Source organism: Streptomyces sp. NPDC054813, from assembly GCF_053611365.1.
Map to the genome: position 1 here is coordinate 71,358 of NZ_JBSHAF010000010.1, position 24,134 is coordinate 95,491.

Below are 24,134 nucleotides of genomic sequence, written 5' to 3' on the forward strand. Positions count from 1 at the left end.
GTCAGGGAGTAGCCGGCGGCTCGCGGTCGTCCTCGCCGGCGCCCTGGCCCTCGCGCTCGCCCTCGCGCTCGCCCTCGCCGAGCTGGCGTTCCATGCTGCGGGTGAGGTGGTCGGTCATCGCCTCGGCCGCCCGCTCGGGGTTGCGGCGCAGTACGGCCCGGACGATCCGCTCGTGCTCGGCGACGGTCGGGCCGCCGGCGCCGACCACCTTGCTGAGCCGGAAGATGTGCAGGTGGGCGTGGAGGCGTTCCACCGCGTCCACGAGGAGCGGGCGGTGCGCGGCCTGTCCGATCGCCTCGTGGAAGCGCTGGTCGAGCCCGGCGAAGTCGCGGTAGGACGCGTACCGGCCGTTCGGACTGGGCTGGGCCTGCATCTCCTCGACGATCCGTTCGAGGTCGTCGAGTTGGTCCTCGGTGGCGTTGACGGCGGCCAGGGCGGCGGCCCGGGGCTCCAACAGCAGCCGCATCTCGAAGAGTTCCGCGAGGCCCTGACGGGTCAGCAGCTCCGTGGCCCGGTATCCGGACAGGGCGCGCTTGACCACCAGTCCGTCGGACTCCAGCCGGGCCAGGGCCTCGCGGACCGGGGTGGGCGAGACCTTGAGGGTGCGGGAGAGCGCGTCGATGCCGACGCGGGCGCCGGGGGCGATCTCGTGGTCCATGACCATCGCCTTGATGCTCTCGTACACACTGTCCGACAGCGCCTGCCGGACGGGAGGCGGCCCGTCGTGCTCCTCGCCCTCGGCCGGGACCCCGGCCGAGGAAGAGCTGTGCGACGGCATCCCGGCTCCTCGTCCTCAAGGCCTCTGTGTCGTCCACAGTTTACCCAGGTGGGCGGGGTGGGAGGCGCGAAAGTCCTGATCACGCACGGCAGCCGCGGCATCCGGTCCGCCACCCTCCGCACCGTCGCCTCGCACTGGCGTGCTAAGACCCTGTCCATGGAACCCGAGCCGATCACCACCTCCACCCCACGGCCCGTGCGACGGCCGACCCAGGTGCAGGGCTGGCACGAACTCACCTTCCTGCACTGGCCGGTGGAGCCGGAGCGGGTGGCGGGGCTGCTGCCCGCCGGCACCCGGCCGGACACGCTGGACGGGGTCAGCTACGTCGGCCTGGTCCCCTTCCTGATGCGGGGTGTCGGTCTGGGCCCGGGACCCGGGCTGCCGTATCTGGGGACCTTCTGCGAGACGAACGTACGGCTGTACTCGGTGGACGAGCAGGGTCGGCGCGGGGTGGTGTTCAGGTCCCTGGACGCGGCCCGGCTGCTCCCCGCACTGGGGGGCCGGCTCGGGTTCCGTCTGCCGTACCTCTGGTCCTCGATGCGGCTGCGCCGCGAGGGCGAGACGATCACCTACACCTGCCGGCGACGGGGCCGCCCGGCCACCGGCAGCCGGGCGGTCGTACGGATCGGGCCGCCGATCGCCGAGCCGTCGCCGCTGGAGCACTTCCTGACCGCGCGCTGGGGGCTGCACGCCACCTGGCACGGGCGCACCATGCACCAGTCGGCCGAGCACGCACCCTGGCCGCTGCACCGGGCCGAACTCCTCGATCTGGACGACGAGTTGGTTGCGGCGGCGGGCCTGCCCGCACCTGCCGGCCCGCCGGTCAGCGTGCTCTGGTCCCCGGGCGTGAAGGTGCGGTTCGGGCGGCCGACGCTGTCCCGGCACACCAGGTAAAGAACTCGTATGGTCTAGTCCAAAGTGCACTCTGGTCCAGTCCAATCTATTGACGTGATCGCGACACCTCCGGAAGCTGGGGCACACCCCACCTCCCCCGCCCCCTGGAGGCACCAGTGAGACCCCTTCGCGCATGTCTGGGTGCGGCGGCCGCCGTCACCCTCGCCGCCGCCGGCACGACCGCGCTCGTCGCGAGCAACGCCTCGGGTGCGACCACCGCGCTGAGCAACCGGTGGTACGCGGCCGCCCCCTACCTGATGCCGCTGGACAACAACCCGCCGAACGCGGCCACCATCATGGACGCCACCGGGCTCAAGGCCTTCCAGCTGGCGTTCGTCCTGGCACCCAACGGCGGCGGCTGCTCCCCCACCTGGGGCGGCACGGCGGCGGTCTCCTCGGACACCGCCGTCCAGTCGGTCATCAACACCATCCGCGCCAAGGGCGGCGACGTCTCCGTCTCGATCGGCGGCTACGGCGGCACCAAGCTGGGCCAGACCTGCGCGGACGCCGCCTCCACCGCGGCGGCCTACCAGCAGGTCATCACCAAGTACGGACTGCACGCGATCGACTTCGACCTCGAGGAGCCGGAGTACGAGAACACCGCGGCGATCAAGAACGAGATCGGCGCCGCGAAGATCCTCCAGCAGAACAACCCCGGGCTGTACGTCTCGGTCACCACGGCCGGCACGGCGGACGGGACCGGCTGGTTCGGCAAGCAGATGCTGCTGGAAGCGAAGTCCCAGGGATTCACGCCGAACAACTTCTCCATCATGCCGTTCGACGGCGGCTTCAGCGGGGCGGCGGCGCAGACCAGCGCGCTCACCAACTTCAACGCGATCCTGCAGTCCACCTTCGGCTGGGACCAGGCGACCGCCTACGCCCACGAGGGCTTCTCCGGGATGAACGGCCGCAGCGACAGCGGCGAGTACTTCAGCCAGGCGGACTTCCAGACGGTGCTCGACTACGCCACGAGCCACAACATGGACCGCTTCACGTTCTGGTCCCTGAACCGCGACCGGCAGTGCACTCCGGCCGACAACAACGGCACCACGTCCGGGACCTGCTCCAGCGTGGCGCAGAGCGACTGGGACTTCGCCAAGTACTCGGTGAGGTTCGCCGGGGTCACCCCGCCGACCGGCACGCCCACCCCCACCCCCACGCCGACCCCGACCCCGACCCCGCCGTCCACCTCCTGCAAGACCGCGTGGAGTTCGACGGCGGTGTACACGGCCGGCAACGAGGTCTCGTACAACAGCCACAACTGGAAGGCCAAGTGGTGGACCCAGAACGAGGTGCCCAGCGCCTCGGATTGGGGCCCCTGGCAGGACGAGGGCGCCTGCTGAACCTCTTGACGGGATTGGTTCGGACCTTTAGCTTCACGGGTCATCGACGGTTATGGATGCGTCCGGCGTTCACAGACATGAACGCCTGCTGAGTTCCGGACGCACCCCTCCTCCGAAAGGGCCCCCCACGTGAACCGTTCCCGGCTGCTCGCGGCTCCGGCCGCCGCGGGCCTCGCCCTCGCCCTCGTCCTGCTCACCGGCGGCAGCGCGGGCGCCGCCGACCCGAGCAAGGCGCCCGGCGGCAACTTCGACCTGTCCATCTGGCAGCTCCAGGAGCCGGTCGGCTCCCCCGGCTCGCCGACCACCATCCCCTCGTCCAGGCTGCAGGGGGCCAACGGCTACCAGGACGCGTACTTCTACACCGACACCCGCGACGGCGCGATGACCTTCTGGGCGCCCGAGAAGGGCGTCACCACGCCGAACTCCAACTACGCCCGCTCCGAGCTGCGCGAGATGAACCGCGACGGCAGCGCCGCCAACTGGTCGCTGAGCGGCAGCCACAGGATGAGCGCGACGCTGCGGGTGGTCTCGGTGACCCAGAACGTGTGCGTGGGCCAGATCCACCTCGGCACCGGCGGCTCCTCCACCAAGCCCCTGCTGGAGCTGTACTACCACTCCAACGGCGACATCGTCCTCGGCACCGAGAACTCCCCGTCCGGCGGCCAGACCACGCACAACGTGGGCCACGTGTCGATCGGCAAGACCTGGACCTACACCATCGCCGTCTCCGGCGGGAACACCATCGACCTGACCGTCAACGGCACCACGACCCACTACGCCATTCCGTCCTCCTTCAACCCGTACAAGCAGTACTTCAAGGCGGGCTCGTACAACCAGTCCTCCTCCGACAGCACGACCAACGGCGCCCGGGTCGCGTTCTACGGCCTGACCGTCAGTCACGGCTGAGTTCGGCCGCACCCCTCTGGCCGAGGCGGTGACTCCGCAGCACGATGGACATGCCATCCGCGCCGCGGGCCGGACGACGGGAGGACTCATGACGCAGAGCTGGGGACCACGTCCTCCCGTCACGGCGGACGACGCCGAGTGGCGGCCCGCGCTGGACATCCCGGCACCCGGGCCGCAGCGCCGCTGGACGGTGCTGCTGCGCTGGCTGCTGCTGATCCCGCAGTTCATCGCCGTCTGCCTGCTGGGCATCGCCGCGTTCTTCGTGACGGTGGCCGGCTGGTTCGCGGCGCTCGTCCTGGGCCGGCTGCCCGACGGGATCGCCGGCTTCCTGGGCAAGTACCTGGCGTACGAGACCCGAGTCGCGGCCAGCTCCATGCTCCTGGTGGACCGCTATCCGCCGTTCGCCCTGACCGCACCGGAGTACCCGGTGCAGATCGAGCTGCGGCCCACCACCCTGAACCGGCTCGCGGTGCTGTTCCGGCTGATCCTGATGATCCCGGCGGGGATCATCGCCAATTTCGCGGCGGCCGGCTGGTTCGCGATCGGCTGGATCTTCTGGATCATCGGGATCGTGCTGGGGCGGCTGCCCGGGCCGGTCTTCGCGGCGACGGCGGCGGTCGCCCGCTACCGGATGCGGTTCGGCGCGTACGCCGGCCTGCTGACGCCCGTCTACCCCAAGGGGCTGTTCGGCGACCAGCCGGCCGCCACGGCGCAGGAGGCCCGCTCCGCGACCCGGCCGCTGCTCCTGGACACCACCGCGAAGGTCCTCGTCTGGGTCTTCCTGGTTCTCGGCCTGCTCACCCAGGTCTTCTCCCGCCCCACCGCCGACCACGACGACAACGGGCTCGCGAACCCGGCGCAAGTGGTACATCCGGCGGGACGGTCGTAGCGTCGAAGGGAAGGCAATACGGCGGAACTGGTGGGAGCGACCATGCGCAGACCAGTGGTGGGAACGGCGATCGGACTCGGGGCGGCCCTGCTGCTCACGGCGGGCATGACGACGGCTTCCGCGACTCCGCCGACACCGGCCGCGTCGCGGGCGGTCCAGCACCCGGTGCTCGTCGACTGCCTCTGGCACCAGCGGTTCCGGCCGACCGACTTCCTGCTGGCCTGCGGTGACGGCAACAGCCTGCTGACCGGCATGCGTTGGACCCAGTGGAACGACAACACGGCGGTCGGCCAGGGCGTGAACGCGGTCAACGACTGCAAGCCGTACTGCGCGGCCGGCCACTTCCACAAGTACGCGGTGACGATACGGCTCGACCGGCCGACGGCCTGGACGAAGCATCCGAACGTGCAGCAGTTCACGCGGATGAGCCTGAACTACGCCGGCGCCAAGCCGGAGGGATACACGCAGGTCATGAACTACCCGCTGTGGAACTGAGCGGGACCGTCACCCGGCTGCACGGCAAGCGGGGCCACGCCGTGCGCCGGGCGGGCGACGTCCCGGCCGGGGCTGACCCGGGCCGGGACCGCCGAGCCGTCATGTTGGTGTGACCGGTACGCCGGAGCTTCGCGCTCCCGTCGAAAGAGGTCACATGCCCCGATTTCTCCGCCCGGCCGCCGTCGCCCCCGCCGCGGCCGCGATCGGCCTGCTCGCGGCGGCTCCCGCCGCGGGCGACGAGCCGGTCCTCTCCAGTCCGCACGTCATCGCGCACTTCGATCTGGCCGCCGGGCAGACGCCCGAGAACGTCGTCACCGAGCGAGGCGGCTCGGTCGACGTGACCTTCGCGTTCGCCCGGCAGGTCGCCAAGGTCACCCGGGAACGCCGGGTGCGGGTGCTGGCCACCCTGCCCGCCGAGGAACACCCCCGCACCTCCCTGATGGACGGCGCCGTCACCCTCGGCCTGGCCCGCGCCCACGACGGCACGCTGTACGTCAACTACGCCACCGGCACCGACAGGACCGGCGTCTGGCGCGTCCCGGCGGGCGGCGGCACACCCGAGCGGATCGCCCAGCTGCCGTCGGAGAGCCTGCCCAACGGTCTGGCCCTCGACGAGCGGCACGGCGTGCTCTACGCCGCCGACTCGGCGCTGGGCACGGTGTGGCGCATCCCGCAGACCGGCGGCACGCCAAAGGCCTGGGCCACGGGCACCGATCTGCGCGGACTCCCCGCGCCGGCCAGCGGCTTCGGCGCCAACGGGATCAAGGTGCACCAGGACGCGGTCTGGGTGACCAACAGCGACCGCGGGACACTGCTGCGCATCCCGGTCGGCACCGACGGCTCGGCCGGGGCGACCGAGACCCGGGCGACCGGCCTGACCGGCGTCGACGACTTCGTCTTCCCCGGGCACTCGGACGTCGTGCTCGCCGCGCTGAACCCGTCCAACGAGGTCGTCATGGTCCGCCCGGACGGCACCCGCAGCACCGTCCTCACCGTGCAGGACGGCCTGTCCAACCCGACCTCGCTGGCCGTGAACGGCCGCGACGTGTTCGTGGCGGGCGGCGCCTACTCCACCCAGCGCGACCCGAACCTGCTGAAGGCGCATCTGGGCGCCCACTTCGCCCGCTCCTAGCCGAGGAGGGGAGGCCCGGCACCGGCCGGCCCTCCCCTCGCCCTGACGCCGACTCCGACTCAGGCGATCTCGACCAGCAGGTCGCCGCCCTCGACCTGCTGGATGCGGTTGATGGCGAGCCGGGAGATCCGGCCGGCCTTCGGGGCGGTGATGGTGGCCTCCATCTTCATGGCCTCGATGGTGGCCACCGTGGCGCCCGCCTCGACCTCCGCGCCCTCCTGCACGGCGAGGGTGACGACTCCGGCGAACGGGGCCGCGACATGGCCGGGGTCGGCGCGGTCGGCCTTCTCGGTGGCCGGGATGTCCGAGGCGGCCGCCCGGTCGCGGATCTGGATGGGCCGCAGCTGGCCGTTGAGGCTGGACATCACCGTGCGCAGACCGCGCTCGTCGGCCTCGCCGATCGCCTGGAGCTCGATGAGCAGCCGGACACCGGGCTCCAGGTCGACCGCGTACTCCTTGCCCGGGCGCAGGCCGTAGAAGAAGTCCTTGCTGTCGAGGACGCTGGTGTCGCCGTAGGTCTGGCGGTGCGTCTCGAACTCCCGGGTCGGGGCCGGGAACAGCAGCCGGTTCAGCGTCGCGCGAGGGTCCTTGGCGAGGCCCTCGCGGTCCTCGGTGCCCAGCTCCGGTGCCGGCTTGGCGGCGCCGCGGCCCTGGAGCGCCTTGGTGCGGAACGGCTCGGGCCAGCCACCGGGCGGGGTGCCCAGCTCGCCGCGCAGGAAGCCGATGACCGAGTCGGGGATGTCGAACCTGTCGGGGGTCGCCTCGAAGTCCTCCGGCTGCACCCCCGCGCCGACCAGGTGCAGGGCCAGGTCGCCGACCACCTTCGAGGACGGGGTGACCTTCACCAGCCGGCCGAGGATACGGTCGGCGGCCTCGTACATCGCCTCGATGTCCTCGAAGCGGTCGCCGAGGCCGAGCGCGACGGCCTGGGTACGCAGGTTGGAGAGCTGGCCGCCGGGGATCTCGTGGTGGTAGACGCGGCCGGTCGGGGAGGCGAGGCCCGCCTCGAAGGGCGCGTAGACCTTGCGGACGCTCTCCCAGTACGGCTCCAGGTCCTCGATCGCCCGCAGGTCGAGCCCCGTGGGACGCTCCGAGTAGTCGGTCGCGGCCACGATCGCCGACAGCGAGGGCTGCGAGGTCGTACCGGCCATGGAGGCCACCGCGCCGTCCACCGCGTCCGCGCCCGCCTGGATCGCGGCCAGGTAGGTGGCCAGCTGGCCGCCCGCCGTGTCGTGGGTGTGCAGGTGGACGGGGAGGTCGAACTCCTGGCGGAGCGCCGAGACCAGCTTCGCGGCGGCGGGGGCGCGCAGCAGGCCCGCCATGTCCTTGACGGCGATGATGTGCGCGCCGGCCTCGACGATCTGCTCGGCGAGCCGCAGGTAGTAGTCCAGGGTGTAGAGCCGCTCGTCCGGGTTGGAGAGGTCGGCGGTGTAGCAGAGGGCGACCTCGGCGACCGCGGTGCCCGTCTCCCGTACCGCCTCGATGGCGGGGCGCATCTGGCCGACGTCGTTGAGGGCGTCGAAGATGCGGAAGATGTCGATGCCGGTGGCGGCGGCCTCGTGCACGAAGGCGTCGGTCACCTCGGTCGGGTACGGCGTGTAGCCGACGGTGTTGCGGCCGCGCAGCAGCATCTGGAGGCAGATGTTGGGGACGGCCTCGCGCAGGGCGGCCAGCCGCTCCCAGGGGTCCTCGGCGAGGAAGCGGAGCGCGACGTCGTAGGTGGCGCCGCCCCAGCACTCCAGGGAGAGCAGTTCGGGCAGGGTGCGGGCGACGACCGGGGCGACGGCGAGCAGGTCCCTGGTGCGCACGCGGGTGGCGAGCAGGGACTGGTGGGCGTCGCGGAAGGTGGTGTCGGTGATGCCGATGGTCGGCGACTCGCGCAGCCGGCGGGCGAAGCCCTCCGGGCCGAGCTCGACCAGGCGCTGCCGCGAGCCCGCGGGCGGCTCTCCGGCCGGCAGCGGGGGCAGCTTGGTGGTCGACTCGATCAGGTGGGGGCGCTCGCCGTGCGGCTTGTTGACGGTGACGTCGGCCAGGTAGGTGAGCAGCTTGGTGCCGCGGTCGGCGGAGGAGCGGGCGGTGAGCAGGTGCGGGCGCTGCTCGATGAACGAGGTGGTGATCCGCCCGGCCTGGAAGTCCGGGTCGTCCAGGACGGCCTGCAGGAAGGGGATGTTGGTGGACACGCCGCGGATGCGGAACTCGGCGACGGCACGCCGGGCGCGGCCGATGGCGGCCTTGAAGTCCCGTCCCCGGCAGGTGAGTTTCACCAGCATCGAGTCGAAGTGGGCGCTGATCTCCGTACCGGCGTGGGTGGTACCGCCGTCGAGGCGGATACCGGAGCCGCCCGGGGAGCGGTAGGCGCTGATCCGGCCGGTGTCGGGGCGGAAGCCGTTGGCGGGGTCCTCGGTGGTGATACGGCACTGGAGGGCGGCGCCGTGCAGCTTCACCGTGTCCTGCGACAGCCCGAGGTCGGCCAGGGTCTCGCCGGAGGCGATGCGCATCTGAGCCTGGACCAGGTCGACGTCGGTGACCTCCTCGGTGACCGTGTGCTCGACCTGGATGCGGGGGTTCATCTCGATGAAGACGTGGTTGCCGTGCGGGTCGAGGAGGAACTCGACGGTGCCGGCGTTGCGGTAGCCGATCTCGCGGGCGAAGCGGACCGCGTCCGCGCAGATGCGGTCGCGCAGTTCGGGATCGAGGTTGGGCGCGGGGGCCAGCTCGATGACCTTCTGGTGGCGGCGCTGCAGCGAGCAGTCCCGCTCGAAGAGGTGAATGACGTTGCCCTCGCCGTCGGCGAGGATCTGGACCTCGATGTGGCGCGGGTCGACGACCGCCTTCTCCAGGAAGACGGTCGGGTCGCCGAACGCGGAGGCCGCCTCCCGGGAGGCCTGTTCGATGGACTCGCGCAGCGTGGCCGGGTCCTCGACCCGGCGCATGCCGCGGCCGCCGCCACCGGCGACGGCCTTCACGAACACCGGGAAGCCGATCTCGTCGGCGGCGCGGACCAGTTCGTCGATGTCGTTGGAGGGCTGCGAGGAGCCGAGCACCGGTACCCCGGCGGCGCGGGCGGCGGCGACCGCGCGGGCCTTGTTACCGGTCAGCTCCAGCGTCTGGGCGCTCGGCCCGACGAACGTGATGCCCGCCTCCTCGCAGGCGCGGGCGAGCTCCGGATTCTCGGAGAGGAAGCCGTACCCCGGGTAGACGGCGTCGGCCCCGGCCCGCCGGGCGGCGGCCACGATCTCCTCGACGGAGAGGTAGGCCCGTACCGGATGTCCTGGTTCCCCGATCTCGTAGGCCTCGTCGGCCTTCAGCCTGTGCAGCGAGTTGCGGTCCTCGTGGGGGAACACGGCGACCGTGCGCGCGCCCAGTTCATAGCCCGCGCGGAAAGCGCGGATGGCGATCTCTCCACGGTTGGCGACCAGCACCTTGCGGAACATCCCTGGATCCCTTCAGCCTGCCGGCGACAAACACCATGGTGTCAGCCGCGCCCTGCCGTAGCCCGCGCAACATTAGGGGTTGCCCGGACCGGCTGAAGTGCGAAAACCATCACATTGACGTCGTTGAGCAGTTCGGCGGGTCGGCCGCGTGACTTATGGGGTTTCGGGGAACACGGCAGGGTTGGGGAGTCTCAGGGGATCCGGAGCGACGGTACGGGGCGCTGCGGTGGGTCGGGCCGGGGTACCGGCGGGTCGGACCGGGGTGGGGTCGGCGGGGTGCCGAGGCGTTCGGCGGGGCGTTCGACTAGCCGGGTGGAGATCGGCAGCCTGCGGCCGTGCAGCAGGCCGAGGACGATCGCCGTGGCCACCGCGATCAGGTGCTCGCGGCCGGCGAGGTTCGGTACGGCGACAGATTCCCACACCATCGAACCGCCGGTCAGCGCGAAGACGACGGGCGCCCGGCGGACCACGGCCAGATAGGTGAACAGGCCCACCACGGCGGCGGACGGCCCCGTGTCGAGGATCCGGCCGGCTTGGGGCGGCAGGCCGAAGCCCCACCAGCCGGGGCCCAGCGCGACCATCACCCGGGCGGTCATGGTGCCGGCCAGGGTGGTGAGGTACGCGACGGCGAGGGTCCGGGCGCGGCCCAGGGCGAGTTCGGCGAGGGCGAAGGCGAGGAAGAGCTGGGTGATGCCGGCCCAGACCGGGAGGTCGAGCGCGGGGACGTAGAGCGAGACCGGGGTGCGCAGCAGGGACAGCCACAGGGGGAGGTCGGCGGTGACACCGCCGAGGTGCCACACCAGCCTCCTGCCGAAGGGGTGCTGGGCGATGCCGTGGAAGAAGATGACGCCGAACGCGGCCACGAACGCCAGCACGATCCCGGAGAGACCACGCCGTACGAGCTGCCGCACCGGCACCACGACTATGGAGCGCCATTCGTCGCGCAGGGTCCGCCCTACGAACCGGACCGCACGTGCGGCCGCCGTCCTCCGGCTTCCGTTCCCCGTCATGAAAGGCATCGTCCCCTCGACACCGGCCCCCGGCCGTCGGCCCTGCGCCCCTGAAGAGCCTCTCCGCTCCCCGGCCGTTCCACGCGTCATCGTAGAGACGTTTGGATCATTTGCGACGATGCGGGAGCTACTACCGGTCGGATATCGGCGTCGGGATTGTCACCCGTCCACGACGGAACCCCCGGGGGCGTGATCACGTCCCCCTCATCGAAACCTCGGCAAAGGAGTGGTAATGCAGCAGCCGTCGCGCCGTGTTGTGCTGACCGCGGCCCTGGGAACCGCACTGCCCGCCCGCACCGCCCCGGACACCACGGGCAGATTCCGGGCGCTGGAGCGCGCGCACGGGGCCCGGCTGGGGGTGTTCGCCCGGGACACCGGTTCGGGAGCCCGGGTCCGGCACCGTTGCGGTGAACTCTTCCCGATGTGTTCGACGTTCAAGACGCTCGCGGTCTCCGCGGTGCTGCGGGACCTGGACGAAGAGGTGCTCGGCGAGGTCGTCCACTACGACCGGAGCGATGTCGAGAAGTCGGGCGGGGCGCCCATCACGGGCAAGCCGGAGAACCTCGCCGCCGGAATGACGGTCGCGGAGCTGTGCGCAGCGGCCATCTCGTACAGCGACAACACCGCGGCCAACCTGTTGCTGGAGCAACTGGGCGGCCCGATGGCGGTGACGCGGCTGTGCCGTTCGATCGGGGACCGGGTGACCCGGCTCGACCGGTGGGAGCCGGAGCTGAACTCGGCGGAGCCCGGCCGGGTCACCGACACCACCACTCCCCTGGCCATCGGCACCAGCTATGCGCGGCTGGCCGTCGGGAACGCCCTGGACGGTGCGGACCGGCGGCGGCTCACCGGCTGGCTGCTCGCCAACACCACCGGCGGGGAGCGGATCCGCGCGGGGCTCCCCGCGGACTGGACCGTCGGCGACAAAACCGGAACGGGCGCCTACGGCACCGCCAACGACGTCGCGATCGCCTGGCCCCCGGGCCGTGCCCCGGTCGTCGTCGCGGTCCTGTCCACCCACACCGACCCCGCCGCCCAGGCCGACTCGGCGCTGGTGAAGGAGGCGGCCGCCGTGGTGGCTGATGTGCTCATGCGAGGCGATTCGTAGAATCGCTCACAGTCGGAACACCGCAAGTCGGCGTCGCGGACAGCGGTTTCCCGCAAGGGGACCGGAACTGTTCTGTTTCGATCACGAACTCTCGTATAGTGACGGCCAGTTCAGTACCGAGCGTCACATCTCCTTCACCGGAACCACATCCCTACCCGCTCCGAGGACCAGACCGGACCGATGACCGCGCCCACGCATACCGGCGATCGACCTGCCCTCCGTACGCTCGTTCTCACCCTCGCGCCGACCGCGGTGGTGTCGGCCCTCGTGGTCGTCGCCGCGGTGACCGCCGCGCCGCCTTCGGTCCGCACCCCCCTCGCCCTGGGGGCCAGTGCGGCCGCGCTGGTGCTGTGCGCGGCGGTGACCTGGGCCGTCCACGCGGCGCGGGCCGCCCGGCGCGCCCGGCGCCGGCTGGAGACGGTGAGCCAGGACATCGGTCGGCTGCTTCAGCAACAGGCCCGCACGACCGAGGAGGCGCGCCAGGAGCAGCAGCGGCTGATCGACGAACTGGCCCAGCAGCGGAGCGAGTTCGCGGACTCCTTCGAGCAGGAGCGGGTGCGGATCCACGAGGGCAGCAGCCAGGAGCTGGACTGGTACCGGCAGGAGAACGGCCGGCTCGCCGCCGACCTGGAGCAGGCCTCCCGGGAGCGGGCCGCGGCGATCGCCGCGGCCGGCAACGCGGCCGGCCGGATGCAGGCACTGGCCACCGCCACCCTCGCCGACCTGCGGGCCATGGAGGAGCGGCACACCGACGAGGCGGTGCTCGCCGACCTGCTGCACCTCGACCACCGCACCGCCCAGGCGGGCCGGATCGCCGACTCCATCGCCGTCCTGACCGGGGCACGCTCCGGCCGCCGCTGGGCGCGTCCGATCAGCATGGAGTCCATCCTGCGCGGCGCGATGGGACGCATCAGCGGATACCGCCGGGTGCGGGTGCACTCGGTGAGCGAGACGGCCGTCACCGGGCACGCGGCCGAGGGTGTCATGCACGCGCTCGCCGAACTCCTCGACAACGCGGCGAACTTCTCGCCCCCGACGGCCGAAGTCCACGTCTATGTGGAGGAGGTGCCGGCCGGGGTCATCGTGTCCGTGGAGGACAGCGGGCTGGTGATGGGCGATGTGCAGCTGCGCCGCGCCGAGCGGGCGGTCGCCGGTGACACCACCGAGCTGGGCGGTCTCACCGGTACCCGGCTCGGGCTCGCGGTGGTCGGCAGGCTGGCCGGCAAGCACGGTCTGAAGGTGTCGTTCCGGCCATCGGCGCGCGGCGGCACCGGGGTGCTGATGCTGGTCCCGCAGGACCTGCTGAGCCGCCCGGTCGCCGACGCACCCGCGCTGCCCAGGCAGCCGGAGGCGGCCGAACCCGTGCCGGCCCCGTCGGACCCGGTACCCGTGCACGAGTCCGCGGAGCCCGACGAGGACGAGGAAGGCCCCACCGGGCTGCCCAGACGGCGCCGCGGCCGGACCCTCGCCGAGGCCGAGCGCCGCTCGGCGCCCCAGTCGGCCGAGCCGCGCCCGGTGCCCGCCGCCGAGGACGCCCGGGTCCGCGCCGCCCGCTTCAACAGCTTCCGGCAGGCCGTCCGCCCCGGCGCGGCCGACTCCGCCGAGGCCCCGGGCGCATCCGACCACGCCGACGCCCTCGGCGCGCCCGGCTCGGCCGAGGCCCAGGGCGCGGCCGACGCCGCCACAGCCCCGTACACCCCCACCCCGGCGCACGACCCGGTCCCCGCGCCCCACCCGGAGTCCGGCCCCGAGCCCACGTCCCACCCGCACGCGCACCCGGAAGGCGACACCACTTCATGACCGGCAGGACCACCGCCGACGACAAGCTCACCTGGCTCATCGAGGGCCTCCTGGAGCGCACCCCCGGCGCGCGGCACGCCCTGGTGCTCTCCCGCGACGGGCTGAAGCTCTGCCGTACTCCGGAGCTCTCCGTCGACCAGGCCGACCAGCTCGCGGCGATCGCCGCCGGCATCCAGTCGCTGTCGCACGGGGCGTCCGTCGAGTTCGGCGACGGCAGCGGCGGCGTGCGGTCGGCGATGACCGAGTTCTACGGGGGCGTGCTGTTCATCGTGGAAGCCGGCGACGGCGCCCATCTGGCCGTGGTGACCAGCGAGGACGCGGACCCGGGGCTGGTCGGGCACAACATGAGCGAACTGGTCGAGCAGCTCGGCGAACACCTGACCGCGCCACCCCGTACGTCATGAGCCGGCCCGGCAGGGACGACGCACCCGACCGCCTGTACACCATCACCGGCGGCCGCAGCAGCACCGGAGCGGACAGCCCCTTCGACCTGGTCACGCTGGTCGTCGCCGAGTCGGAGCCGACCCCGGGCATGCAGTCGGAGCACGCGGCGATCCTGCGGCTGGCCGAGTTCCCGACCTCGGTGGTGGAGATCGCCGCGGAGCTGAAGCTGCCGGTGAGCATCACCAAGGTCCTGCTGTGCGACCTGCAGGCGGCCGGCCGGGTCAGCGCCCGCCATCCGTACCGGCCGGCCATCACCGACCCCGACATCCTGGAGCAGGTGCTCGTTGGACTCCGCAACCTCTGACGCGCGCACCCCGTTGGGTGCCTCCGCCGACAACGGTTTCAAGATCGTGGTCGTGGGCGGCTTCGGCGTCGGCAAGACCACCCTGGTCCGTTCCGTCAGCGAGATACGTCCCCTCAACACCGAGGAGACGATGACCCAGGCCGGCGAGGAGGTCGACGACATCCGCGAGGTGCGCGGCAAGTCCGCCACCACCGTCGCCTTCGACTTCGGCCGGATCACGCTGGACGCCCGCAACGTGCTGTACCTGTTCGGGGCGCCGGGCCAGGAGCGGTTCTGGTTCCTGTGGGACCGGCTGTTCTCCGGCACCCTCGGCGCTGTGGTGCTCGTCGACACCCGGCGGATCGACGACTCCTGGTACGCCATCGACCGGCTGGAGAAGCACGGCACCCCGTTCATCGTGGCCTGCAACGACTTCGGCGGCCCCGTGCACACGCCCGAGGACGTCCGGCACGCGCTCGACCTGGACCCGCACATCCCGCTGGTCACCTGTGACGCCCGCTCCCGGGAGTCCGGCAAACAGGTGCTCATCCAGCTGGTCCAGCACGTCAAGAACCGGTACGCCGGCCCCTCGGCACCGGCGGACCTGCCCCGACAGGAGTTCGTGTGATTCCCGAAGCCGTGCCGCTCGGCGGCCCCCGGTTCCAGACCGAACCGGCGCGTCTGTACCGCGAGATGCGGCGCGACCACGGCGCCGTCACCCCCGTCGTGCTCGACGGGGACGTGCCCGCCTGGCTGGTCGTCGGCTACCGCGAGCTGCACCAGGTGACCGGGGACCCGGTGCTGTTCAGCCGGGACTCCGACCTGTGGAACCAGTGGGACGTGATCCCCGACGACTGGCCGCTGCTGCCGATGATCGGCCGCAAGCAGCCGTCGATCCTCTACACGGTCGGCGAGCGGCACCGCGAGCGCGCCGGGATGATCAGCGACGCGCTGGAGGCCGTCGACCCCTTCGAACTGCGGGGCCACGCCGAGCGGTTCGCGGACGAGCTGATCGACGGACTGTGCACCAGCGGCGAGGCGGACCTGGTCGGCCAGTACGCGATGCTGCTGCCGGTGCGGGTGCTGGCACGGCTGTACGGCTTCTCCGACGAGGAGGGCCCCGGCCTGGTCACCGCGCTCAACGACATGATCGACGGGCGCGAGCGGGCGATCGCCGGGCAGATGCATCTGGCCACGTCCATGGCGCAGTTGCTGGCCGACCGGAAGGCGGACCCGGCCGACGACGTGGTGTCGCGCATGCTCCAGGACAAGAGCGGGTTCACCGACGAGGAGATCTCCCAGGACCTGATGGTCATGATGGCGGCCGGACACCAGCCGACCGCCGACTGGATCGGCAACTCGCTGCGCCTGATGCTCACCGACGACCGGTTCGCGGCCTCCTTGTTCGGCGGCCGCAACAGTGTCGCCGAGGCGATGAACGAGGTGCTCTGGGAGGACACTCCCAGCCAGAACATAGCGGGCCGCTGGGCCTCCCGTGACACCCAGCTGGGCGGCCGCCGGATCCGCGCCGGTGACCTGCTGATCCTCGGCCTCCAGGGCGCCAACTCCGATCCGCAGGTGCGCACCGACGCCTCCGCGCTGACCGGCGGCAACAGCGCGCACTTCTCCTTCGGGCACGGCGAGCACCGCTGCCCGTTCCCGGCGCAGGAGGTCGCCGAGGTGATCGCCCGGACCGGTATCGAGGTGGTCCTCGACCGGCTGCCGGACATCGATCTGGCGGTGCCCGCCGACTCCCTCGCCCGCCGGCCCTCGCCCTGGCTGCGGGGGCTGACCGAGCTTCCCGTCCGGTTCACGCCCGTACCCGCCCTGTAATCCGACCGACGGTCAGGCACAGCACCGATTGGCGCAGTACTCCGACCCTGCCCTGGGAGGCACGTCACGATGACGACCGGTACCGAACAAGCCCGGATCGCCCTCGACCCCTTCGTCACCGACCTGGACGGCGAGAGCGCGCGGCTGCGTGCCGCCGGTCCGCTCGCCGCCGTGGAACTGCCCGGCGGGGTACCCGTCTGGGCGGTCACCCGTCATGCCGAGGCCAAGGCACTGCTCACCGACCCGCGTCTGGTCAAGGACATCAACGTGTGGGGGGCCTGGCAGCGCGGGGAGATCCCGCCGGACTGGCCGCTGATCGGCCTCGCCAACCCCGGCCGTTCCATGCTGACCGTGGACGGCGCCGACCACCGCCGGATGCGCGCGCTGGTCGCGCAGGCGCTCACCCCGCGCCGGGTGGAGCAGATGCGGGAACGGATCGAGAAGCTCACCCAGGACCTGCTGGACGCTCTCCCGGCTGACCAGGAGACCCTGGACCTCAAGGCGGCCTTCGCCTATCCGCTGCCCATGTTCGTGGTCGCCGACCTGATGGGCATCGACGAGGCCGAACTGCCCCGTCTGAAGGTGCTGTTCGAGAAGTTCTTCTCGACCCAGACCCCGCCCGCGGAGGTCATCGCCACCCTCACCGAGCTGGCCGGGATCATGGCGGCGACGGTCGCCGCCAAGCGGGCCGAGCCCGGCGACGATCTCACCAGCGCGCTGATCCTGGCCTCCGAGGACGGCGACCACCTCACCGACGAGGAGATCGTCTCCACCCTCCAGCTGATGGTGGCGGCCGGACACGAGACGACGATCTCCCTGATCGTCAACGCCGTGGTCAACCTCTCCACCCACGCCGACCAGCGGGCCAGGGTGCTCTCCGGCGAGGTGGACTGGTCGGCGGTGGTCGAGGAGACCCTGCGCTGGTCCACCCCGACCTCGCACGTGCTGATCCGCTTCGCCACCGAGGACGTGCCGGTCGGCGACAAGGTGCTGCCGGCGGGCGACGCGCTGATCGTGTCGTACGCCGCGATAGGCCGCGACGAGGACGCGCACGGGGCGAGTGCCGGGGAGTTCGACGTCACCCGGGAGTTGAAGAACCGGCACATCTCCTTCGGCCACGGCCCGCACGTCTGCCCCGGCGCGGCGCTGTCCCGGCTGGAGGCGGGCGTCGCGCTGCCCGCCCTGTACGAACGCTTCCCCGGCCTGGACCTCGCGGTACCGGCGTCCGAGCTGCGCAACAAGCCGGTGGTCACCCAGAACGACCTCTTCGAGCTGCCCGTCCGGCTCGACCCCTAACCGGTCTTGACGGAGTACGACTTGGCTCCCGTGCCGGCCAGCCCGCCGCCGTCGACGATCAGGTACTCGTCGCGGATCGGCCGGCCGGCGAGCCAGGACTCCAGGATCTCCCGGGTGCCGGCCGCGTAGCGGGCCTGCGCCGAGAGGCTGGAGCCGGAGATGTGCGGGGTCATCCCGTGGTGCGGCATGGTGCGCCACGGGTGGTCGGCGGGCGCGGGCTGCGGGAACCAGACGTCGCCCGCGTACCCGGCCAGCTGCCCGCTGCGCAGTGCCCGGTCGACCGCGTCCCGGTCGGCGATCCTGGCCCGCGCGGTGTTGATGAGATACGCGCCGCGCTTCATGGTGCCCAGCAGCTCGTCGCCGAACAGACCCTCGGTCTCCGGGTGCAGGGGCGCGTTGATGGTGACGACGTCGCAGTGCGGGGCCATGGCGGCGGCGCTCTCGTGGAAGGTCAGGTTCAGCTCGCGCTCGACGGACTCGGGCAGCCGGGCGCGGTCGGTGTAGTGCAGCTTCACGTCGAAAGGCGCGAGGCGGCGCAGCACCGCGAGACCGATCCGGCCGGCGGCGACGGTCCCGACGTGCATGCCCTCCAGGTCGTACGAACGGCTCACGCAGTCGGCGATGTTCCAGCCGCCGTCGAGCACCACCTGGTGCGCGGGCAGGTAGTTGCGCACGAGCCCGAGGATCATCATCACCACGTGCTCGGCGACGCTGATGCTGTTGGAGTACGTCACCTCGGTGACCGTCACTCCGTGGGCGATCGCGGCGTCGAGGTCGACGTGGTCGGAGCCGATGCCGGCGGTGATCGCCAACTTGAGGTTCCGGGCGGCGGCGATCCGCTCCGGGGTGAGGTAGGCCGGCCAGAACGGCTGCGAGATCACCACGTCCGCGTCGGCCAGCTCACGGTCGAAGACGGAGCCCGCCCCGTCCTTGTCGGAGGTGACGACGAGGGTGTGGCCGGCCTTCTCCAGGAAGGAGCGCAGGCCGAGTTCGCCGGAGACGCTGCCGAGGAGACGGCCGGGGGTGAAGTCGATCGCCTCGGGGGTGGGGGTGGTCTGGCCGCCCGGGTAGTGGTCGATGACGGGGACGTCGTCGCGGGCGTAGCTCTTCGGGTATCCGTCGGTCGGGTCGTCGTACAGGACGCAGAGCACCTTGGCCATGGTGGCGGCTCCTCAACTCCGTTGCGGATGGCTTCCCTTCACGATCCTCGGGGGCAACTGCGCAGGTCAAAGCGAACTTTGTTATGTGCTCATAGCCCGCGGCTATCAGTCGGGGCCGTCCAGGTGGGCGGTCAGCAGGGTGTCGAGCGCGTCCCGCAGCCGCGCCTGGCGGGCGACCTTCACCAGGGCCTCGGCGAGCACGGACTGGGGTTCGCTGCGGGCGACCACGAGGCCCACCCGGGGACCGTGGGCCGGGCCCTCCAGGGGGACCACGCGCATGCCCGCCGGGACGCCGAACATGTGCAGCCAGGCGTGCGAGATCACGCTGGACCAGCGGCCGCCGGGGAGGTGGGCGTAGAGGCCGGCCACGCTGTCGGACTCGACCGCCGGGACCGGCGCGGCACCGTCGGCGGCGAAGCAGTCGTCGATGATCCGCCGGTTGCGCATCCGCGGTCCGAGCAGGCACAGCGGGAGGGCGGCGGCCTGGGACCAGGTGGCGGTGGCCGTGTCGCCGAGGGGGCCGCCGACCGGGGTGAGCAGGACGTAGCGCTCCTCGTAGAGCGGGAAGCGGCGGACCTGGCGCAGTTCGTCGTCGTCCAGGTACGTCATGGCCGCGTCCAGCTCGAACTCCGCCAGACCGCGCCGGATGTCGAGGGACGACAGGGACTCCATGGCCACCCGGGCCTGTGGATGCCGGTCGCAGAACGGGCCGGTGAGCAGCGCGGCCACGGGGACCGCGGTGGGGACGATCCCCAGGCGCAGGGTGCCCGTCAGGCCGTCCCGCAGGGCCGACAGCTCCTGGCGCAGTGCGTCCCGCTCGGCGAGGATGCGGTGCGCCCACGCCAGTACCACCTCGCCCTCGGGGGTCAGTCCCTCGTAGCGGCGGCCCCGGCGCACGATCGGCACACCGAGCTCGTGCTCCAGTCTGCGTATCGCGGCGGACAGGGAGGGCTGGGAGACGTGGCAGGCGGCGGCCGCGCGGGCGAAGTGCCGTTCCCGGGCGAGAGCGACCAGGTATTCGAGCCGGCGCAGCAGCATGCGGCCTCCCGGGAGGGCTCGGCGGCGGATCGACGGCGGTCGCCGTGTCCGGGTCCACGTGTACCGGGTCCACGTGCATCGGGTCCACGTGCACCGGATCTACGTGCACCGGGTCCATGTGGATTCGGTACACGTGCACGGGGTCCACGTGCACCGGACGGGGGTACGCACCGGGAACGCGGGCCCGGCGCGGCCGTTTGACATCGAGTGCGCTCGAAGCCGTAGCGTCCGAAGCGCTCCACCGGACCATGCCCTGGGCGCCGGGATGCCGATGCGCGGATTCCGCAGCTGAATGGAACGGGGCACGCGGGCCGTCCGGAACCGGAGCCCGACCCGAGCAGGAACGAAAGGCTGGGAGTGACATGCGAAAGCGCAGTCTGCGAGACCTTCAGGTGAGCAGCATCGGCCTCGGCTGCATGGGAATGTCCGCCTTCTACGGCACCGCCGACCAGGACGAGGGCGCGCAGACCATCCACCGTGCGCTGGAACTCGGGATCACCTTCCTCGACACCGCGCAGCTCTACGGGCCGCTCACCAACGAGACGCTGGTCGGCGAGGCGATCCGGGGGCACCGGGACGAGTACGTGATCGCCACGAAGTTCAACTACCGGATGGACGACGCCGTCCCCGGCGACATGAGCAGCATCGGTCCGCAGGACGGCTCGGCCGAGCACGTGCGCAGCTCGGTGCACGGCTCGCTCCAGCGTCTCGGCACCGACTACATCGACCTCTACTACCAGCACCGCGTCGACCCGAACGTGCCGATCGAGGAGACCGTCGGCGCCATGGCCGAGCTGGTCGCCGAGGGCAAGGTGCGGCACATCGGACTGAGCGAGGCGAGCGCCGAGACGATCCGGCGGGCCCACGCGGTACACCCGATCGCGGCGGTGCAGACCGAGTACTCGCTGTGGACGCGCGACCCGGAGGACGAGGTGATCCCGGTCTGCCGGGAGCTGGGCATCGGGTTCGTCCCCTACTCGCCGCTGGGCCGTGGCTTCCTGGCCGGCCGGTTCTCCTCCCCCGACGACCTCGACGCGAACGACTGGCGCCGTACCGGCCCCCGCTTCACCGGCGACAACCTGGAGGCGAACCTGCGGCTCGCCGACAAGGTGAAGGAGATCGCCGCCGAGAAGGGCGTGACCCCGGCCCAGCTGGCCCTCGCCTGGGTGCTGGCCCAGGGCGAGCACATCGTCCCGATCCCGGGCACCAAGCGCCGTACCTACCTGGAGCAGAACGCCGGCGCCGTCGACGTCGAACTGACCAAGGAGGACCTGGCCCGCATCGACACCGAGGTACCCAAGGCCGCGGGTGAGCGCTACGACGAGGCCGGGATGAACAGCGTGAACCTCTAGGTTTCCGCTCTCGGTGGCCGCTCGATGGGGGGTGGGGCACGCTGGTGGCATGGGGAAGCTGCGGAGCTGTGCGGCGGTCCTGCGGCGGCAGTGGCAGTCGTCCCACGCGCTGCTGCTGCTCCCGATCGCACTCATCGTGGTGATCGCGGTGGCGGACCTGCGCGCGCCGGAGAACATCCATCTGGGTCCCGCCCTGGTCATCGCCCCCGCGCTCACCCCGTCGTTCTCCGGCCCCCGGGCTACCGCGCTGGTCGGGGCACTCGCGGTGGCCGCCCAGGTGGTGATCGCCGTGTTCCACGGCGGGCTGGCCACCGCGAACCACATCGTGCAGATCGTCACCCTGACGCTGCTCTCGGTGATGGTGGTGGTCTACAGCGCGATCCGCGACCGGCGGCGTGCCCAGCTGGCCCAGGTCCGCTCGGTCGCCGAGGCCGCGCAACACGTGCTGATGTGGCCGCTGCCCGAGCAGATCGGCCCGCTGCGGATCGCCTCCTTGTACCTGGCCGCCGAGGACGAGGCCCAGATCGGCGGCGACCTGTACGCGGTCACCCGCGCCGACGGCCAGGTCCGGGTCCTGATCGGCGATGTCCGGGGCAAGGGGCTGGCCGCGATCGGCGAGGCTGCGCTGCTGCTCAGCGCGTTCCGGGAGTCCGCGCACCGGGACATCAGCCTGCCGGAGCTGGCCGCCGTCCTGGAGCAGAGCGTGACCCGGTACGCGGCGGACCTGGAGTCGCCGGAGGAGGCGGGCGAGCGGTTCGCGACCGCCCTGCTGATCGAGATCCCGGATCTGGACCCGGTCACCCGGATGACCAGCTGCGGCCATCCGCCGCCCCTCCTGCTCAGCCCCGGGAACGCGGTCACCGTCCCGAGCCTGCATCCGTCGCCGCCGCTGGGCGTGCGCGGGTCGCGGGCCACGGAGTACACGCTGGACGTGTTCTCCTTCGAGCCGGGCGACACCCTGCTGCTGTACACCGACGGGGTCACCGAGGCGCGGGACGTCCGGCGCCGCTTCTATCCGCTCGCGGACCGGGTGGCACAGTGGACCGACGGCTCTCCCGAGGCCCTGATCCACCACGTGCGGCGCGATCTGCTGACCCATGCCGGCGGCCACCTCGGCGACGACGCGGCCCTGATCGCCCTGCACCGCACCCCGAGCGTGCACCGCCGTCACCACGGGATACTCGGCCACGGCGGCGCCCGGACCGGGGACGTCTCAGAACTCCCTGGTCTGTGACTCCAGGTAGGTCGTCAGGAAGGCGAGCTTCGCGTCGCTGTCCGCCACCGCGAACGTGCCGAAGTCCGCGCCGAGTTCCATCGTCCGCGGGGTGTCGGTGGCGAGGGCGGGCCAGTCGGTCAGGGAGCCGCCGTTCGGGTCGCCGGTGGCGGCGAAGCGGGCGACGTAGGAGGCGGTGGTGTCGGCGATGTCGTAGTCCTGGGAGGTCCAGGGGCGGTCGGTGCTGTAGAGGTAGCCGAGCAGGTAGTAGACGTCGGAACCCTGGAAGGCGCCGGTCACGTCGGTGCCGATGGCCGGGTTGGTGGCGTCGTGGCCGGGCGGGACACGGGTCCAGAAGTAGGTGTGGACGGGACCGGTGTTGCCGGCGGTGTCCTTGAACTGGGTCGCCCACAGGAAGGCGGAGACGCGTTCCTCGTCACGGGCGTAGGCGTTGTACTGCTGGGCCGCCGCCGTGTCGCTGTCCGCCGGGTACAGCTCCAGGAAGGTGTCGGCGAGCCCCAGTGGACCGAACTCGGACCGGGCGTGGTCCTGGAACGCGTCGAGCGTCGTCCTCAGTCCGGGCGAGGCGCCGTTCGCGTCCTGGCAGACACCGGTGAGGACGGGCACGTCGGTCTCGGCGCGAGCCGCCAGCACGGCCGTGTAGGTGTCCGGCAGGACGTGTCCGTCGAGTACCTGGCCGAAGTCGGCGGAGGAGTCCGCCAGGGCCCCGGCGACGATGTCGTCGGCGCCCAGCGCGCGCAGTGCGGCGAGGCTGTCGGCACCCAGCCGGGCGGCGAAGCCGGTGCCGTTGGCCTCGGCGTCGGCGAGGGTCCGGTAGCGGCCGGTCTCCCGGGCGATCGCCGGGTCCTTCGTGTACCGGACGCCGGAGGAGAGCAGGGCACGGTGGAAGAGACCCCTGGCGCGCCGGGACGCGAGCAGGGTGTTGGCGACGGACGCGCCCTGCGCCCAGCCGGCCAGGGTCACCCGGTCCGGGTCGCCGCCGAACGCGGCGATGTTCCGCTGGACCCACTCCAGGGCGGCGACGGCGTCCAGGATCCCCCAGTTGCCCGAGCCGCCGTAGGTGGACTCGGCGGTCAGTTCGGGGTGGGCGAGACCGCCGAGCGGGCCGACGCGGTAGTTGGGGGTCACGACGACCACGCCTTTGGACGCGAGCAGGGAGCCGTCGTAGATCTCCTGGCCTGACCACAGGGCCTGCTCGCCGCCGTAGAGCCAGACGAGGACGGGACGGCTGTTGCCCGAACCGGTCGCCGCCGTCCAGATGTTGAGGTTGAGGCAGTCCTCGCCGAGTTCGGGCACCTGGTCGGCCGGGATGCCCGTGACGGGCTGCGGGCAGGCCGGGCCCCAGCTGTCGGCGGCGCGGACGCCGTCCCAGGAGGGGGCCGGCTGCGGCGGGCGCCAGCGGTTGGCGCCGGCGGTGGAGGCGGCGTACGGGAGGCCCTTGTAGACGGTGACACCCCGCAGGCCGCCCTGGACTCCGGTGGCCCGGCCGGACTCGGTGGTGACCGGGTCGGCGTCGGCCGCGCTCCGGGCCGCCTCGGCCGGCGTGGGCAGCGTGCCGAGCAGCCCGGCCGCCGCGGCGGCGCCGAGGAAGCCGCGACGGTTCAGCGCGGCCGGAGGCATGTCTCTGTCGTTCACCGGGCTCCCTTTCGGGTCGTGGGGGGGGCGAGCCGACGAGAAGCCTGGCGTCGGGCCGGGTGGCGCGGCA

21 protein-coding genes are annotated in these 24,134 nt (G+C 72.0%); 15 read left to right on the forward strand and 6 right to left on the reverse strand.

What is annotated here, in order from left to right; all coding sequences use genetic code 11:
* Position 1: 1 nt before the first annotated feature.
* The gene (locus ACWGJB_RS21440) at positions 2 to 778 is read right to left on the reverse strand and encodes a GntR family transcriptional regulator (RefSeq protein WP_453381722.1); all 777 of its coding nucleotides are present in this window, start codon (positions 776 to 778) and stop codon (positions 2 to 4) included.
* 156 nt (positions 779 to 934) lie between these two features.
* On the opposite strand from ACWGJB_RS21440, the gene ACWGJB_RS21445 reads away from it, so the two are divergent.
* The 6 genes from ACWGJB_RS21445 to ACWGJB_RS21470 all read left to right on the forward strand — a co-directional run bounded on the left by ACWGJB_RS21445 (position 935) and on the right by ACWGJB_RS21470 (position 6,437).
* Complete coding sequence (locus tag ACWGJB_RS21445) at positions 935 to 1,672, forward strand: YqjF family protein (protein WP_453381952.1); 738 nt, start codon at positions 935 to 937, stop codon at positions 1,670 to 1,672.
* Positions 1,673 to 1,788: 116 nt separating this feature from the next.
* Entirely contained in the window at positions 1,789 to 3,015 is a 1,227-nt protein-coding gene (locus ACWGJB_RS21450) for a carbohydrate-binding protein (protein ID WP_453381723.1), read from the forward strand.
* 129 nt (positions 3,016 to 3,144) lie between these two features.
* On the forward strand, positions 3,145 to 3,921 hold the full coding sequence (locus ACWGJB_RS21455) for a polysaccharide lyase family 7 protein (RefSeq protein ID WP_453381724.1): 777 nt from the start codon (positions 3,145 to 3,147) through the stop codon (positions 3,919 to 3,921).
* Positions 3,922 to 4,009: 88 nt separating this feature from the next.
* Positions 4,010 to 4,810, forward strand: a complete 801-nt coding sequence (locus ACWGJB_RS21460) for a DUF4389 domain-containing protein (protein WP_453381725.1) — start codon at positions 4,010 to 4,012, stop codon at positions 4,808 to 4,810.
* A 42-nt stretch (positions 4,811 to 4,852) separates the two neighbouring features.
* Complete coding sequence (locus ACWGJB_RS21465; RefSeq protein ID WP_453381726.1) at positions 4,853 to 5,305, forward strand: hypothetical protein; 453 nt, start codon at positions 4,853 to 4,855, stop codon at positions 5,303 to 5,305.
* A 154-nt stretch (positions 5,306 to 5,459) separates the two neighbouring features.
* On the forward strand, positions 5,460 to 6,437 hold the full coding sequence (locus ACWGJB_RS21470) for an SMP-30/gluconolactonase/LRE family protein (RefSeq protein WP_453381727.1): 978 nt from the start codon (positions 5,460 to 5,462) through the stop codon (positions 6,435 to 6,437).
* Between the two features lie 59 nt (positions 6,438 to 6,496).
* On the opposite strand, the gene ACWGJB_RS21475 is transcribed toward ACWGJB_RS21470, so the two are convergent.
* Together ACWGJB_RS21475 and ACWGJB_RS21480 are read right to left on the reverse strand one after the other, a co-directional pair.
* A complete protein-coding gene (locus ACWGJB_RS21475; protein WP_453381728.1) occupies positions 6,497 to 9,871 on the reverse strand; it encodes a pyruvate carboxylase in 3,375 nt (1,124 codons plus the stop codon).
* A 191-nt stretch (positions 9,872 to 10,062) separates the two neighbouring features.
* Positions 10,063 to 10,881: a hypothetical protein gene (locus tag ACWGJB_RS21480; RefSeq protein ID WP_453381729.1), complete on the reverse strand. Its 819-nt coding sequence runs from the start codon at positions 10,879 to 10,881 to the stop codon at positions 10,063 to 10,065.
* Positions 10,882 to 11,113: 232 nt separating this feature from the next.
* On the opposite strand from ACWGJB_RS21480, the gene bla reads away from it, so the two are divergent.
* The 7 genes from bla (at position 11,114) to ACWGJB_RS21515 (ending at position 17,645) form a co-directional block, all read left to right on the forward strand.
* Entirely contained in the window at positions 11,114 to 11,989 is an 876-nt protein-coding gene (bla, locus tag ACWGJB_RS21485) for a class A beta-lactamase (protein ID WP_453381730.1), read from the forward strand.
* A gap of 180 nt (positions 11,990 to 12,169) precedes the next feature.
* Complete coding sequence (locus tag ACWGJB_RS21490; RefSeq protein WP_453381731.1) at positions 12,170 to 13,789, forward strand: ATP-binding protein; 1,620 nt, start codon at positions 12,170 to 12,172, stop codon at positions 13,787 to 13,789.
* A complete protein-coding gene (locus ACWGJB_RS21495; RefSeq protein ID WP_453381732.1) occupies positions 13,786 to 14,193 on the forward strand; it encodes a roadblock/LC7 domain-containing protein in 408 nt (135 codons plus the stop codon). Before ACWGJB_RS21490 ends, ACWGJB_RS21495 begins: the two co-directional genes overlap by 4 nt.
* Positions 14,190 to 14,537, forward strand: coding sequence for a DUF742 domain-containing protein (locus tag ACWGJB_RS21500; RefSeq protein WP_453381733.1), 348 nt, complete (start codon positions 14,190 to 14,192; stop codon positions 14,535 to 14,537). The genes ACWGJB_RS21495 and ACWGJB_RS21500 overlap by 4 nt, the downstream gene beginning before the upstream one ends.
* Positions 14,518 to 15,144, forward strand: a complete 627-nt coding sequence (locus ACWGJB_RS21505; RefSeq protein ID WP_453381734.1) for a GTP-binding protein — start codon at positions 14,518 to 14,520, stop codon at positions 15,142 to 15,144. The genes ACWGJB_RS21500 and ACWGJB_RS21505 overlap by 20 nt, the downstream gene beginning before the upstream one ends.
* Positions 15,141 to 16,349, forward strand: coding sequence for a cytochrome P450 (locus tag ACWGJB_RS21510; RefSeq protein WP_453381735.1), 1,209 nt, complete (start codon positions 15,141 to 15,143; stop codon positions 16,347 to 16,349). The genes ACWGJB_RS21505 and ACWGJB_RS21510 overlap by 4 nt, the downstream gene beginning before the upstream one ends.
* Before the next feature lie 69 nt (positions 16,350 to 16,418).
* The gene (locus tag ACWGJB_RS21515; RefSeq protein ID WP_453381736.1) at positions 16,419 to 17,645 is read left to right on the forward strand and encodes a cytochrome P450 family protein; all 1,227 of its coding nucleotides are present in this window, start codon (positions 16,419 to 16,421) and stop codon (positions 17,643 to 17,645) included.
* Here the strand turns inward: ACWGJB_RS21515 and ACWGJB_RS21520 are convergent.
* Both ACWGJB_RS21520 and ACWGJB_RS21525 read right to left on the reverse strand, forming a co-directional pair.
* Entirely contained in the window at positions 17,642 to 18,805 is a 1,164-nt protein-coding gene (locus ACWGJB_RS21520) for an NAD-dependent formate dehydrogenase (protein WP_453381737.1), read from the reverse strand. The genes ACWGJB_RS21515 and ACWGJB_RS21520 overlap by 4 nt on opposite strands.
* A 105-nt stretch (positions 18,806 to 18,910) precedes the next feature.
* Positions 18,911 to 19,843 (reverse strand): LysR family transcriptional regulator, encoded by a 933-nt coding sequence (locus tag ACWGJB_RS21525; RefSeq protein ID WP_453381738.1) that lies wholly within the window; start codon positions 19,841 to 19,843, stop codon positions 18,911 to 18,913.
* A 362-nt stretch (positions 19,844 to 20,205) separates the two neighbouring features.
* On the opposite strand from ACWGJB_RS21525, the gene ACWGJB_RS21530 reads away from it, so the two are divergent.
* A complete protein-coding gene (locus ACWGJB_RS21530) occupies positions 20,206 to 21,195 on the forward strand; it encodes an aldo/keto reductase (RefSeq protein ID WP_453381739.1) in 990 nt (329 codons plus the stop codon).
* Positions 21,196 to 21,244: 49 nt separating this feature from the next.
* A complete protein-coding gene (locus ACWGJB_RS21535) occupies positions 21,245 to 22,429 on the forward strand; it encodes a PP2C family protein-serine/threonine phosphatase (RefSeq protein ID WP_453381740.1) in 1,185 nt (394 codons plus the stop codon).
* On the opposite strand, the gene ACWGJB_RS21540 is transcribed toward ACWGJB_RS21535, so the two are convergent.
* Positions 22,409 to 24,064, reverse strand: coding sequence for a carboxylesterase/lipase family protein (locus ACWGJB_RS21540; RefSeq protein WP_453381741.1), 1,656 nt, complete (start codon positions 24,062 to 24,064; stop codon positions 22,409 to 22,411). The two genes, ACWGJB_RS21535 and ACWGJB_RS21540, sit on opposite strands and share 21 nt — an antisense overlap.
* Positions 24,065 to 24,134 lie beyond the last annotated feature (70 nt).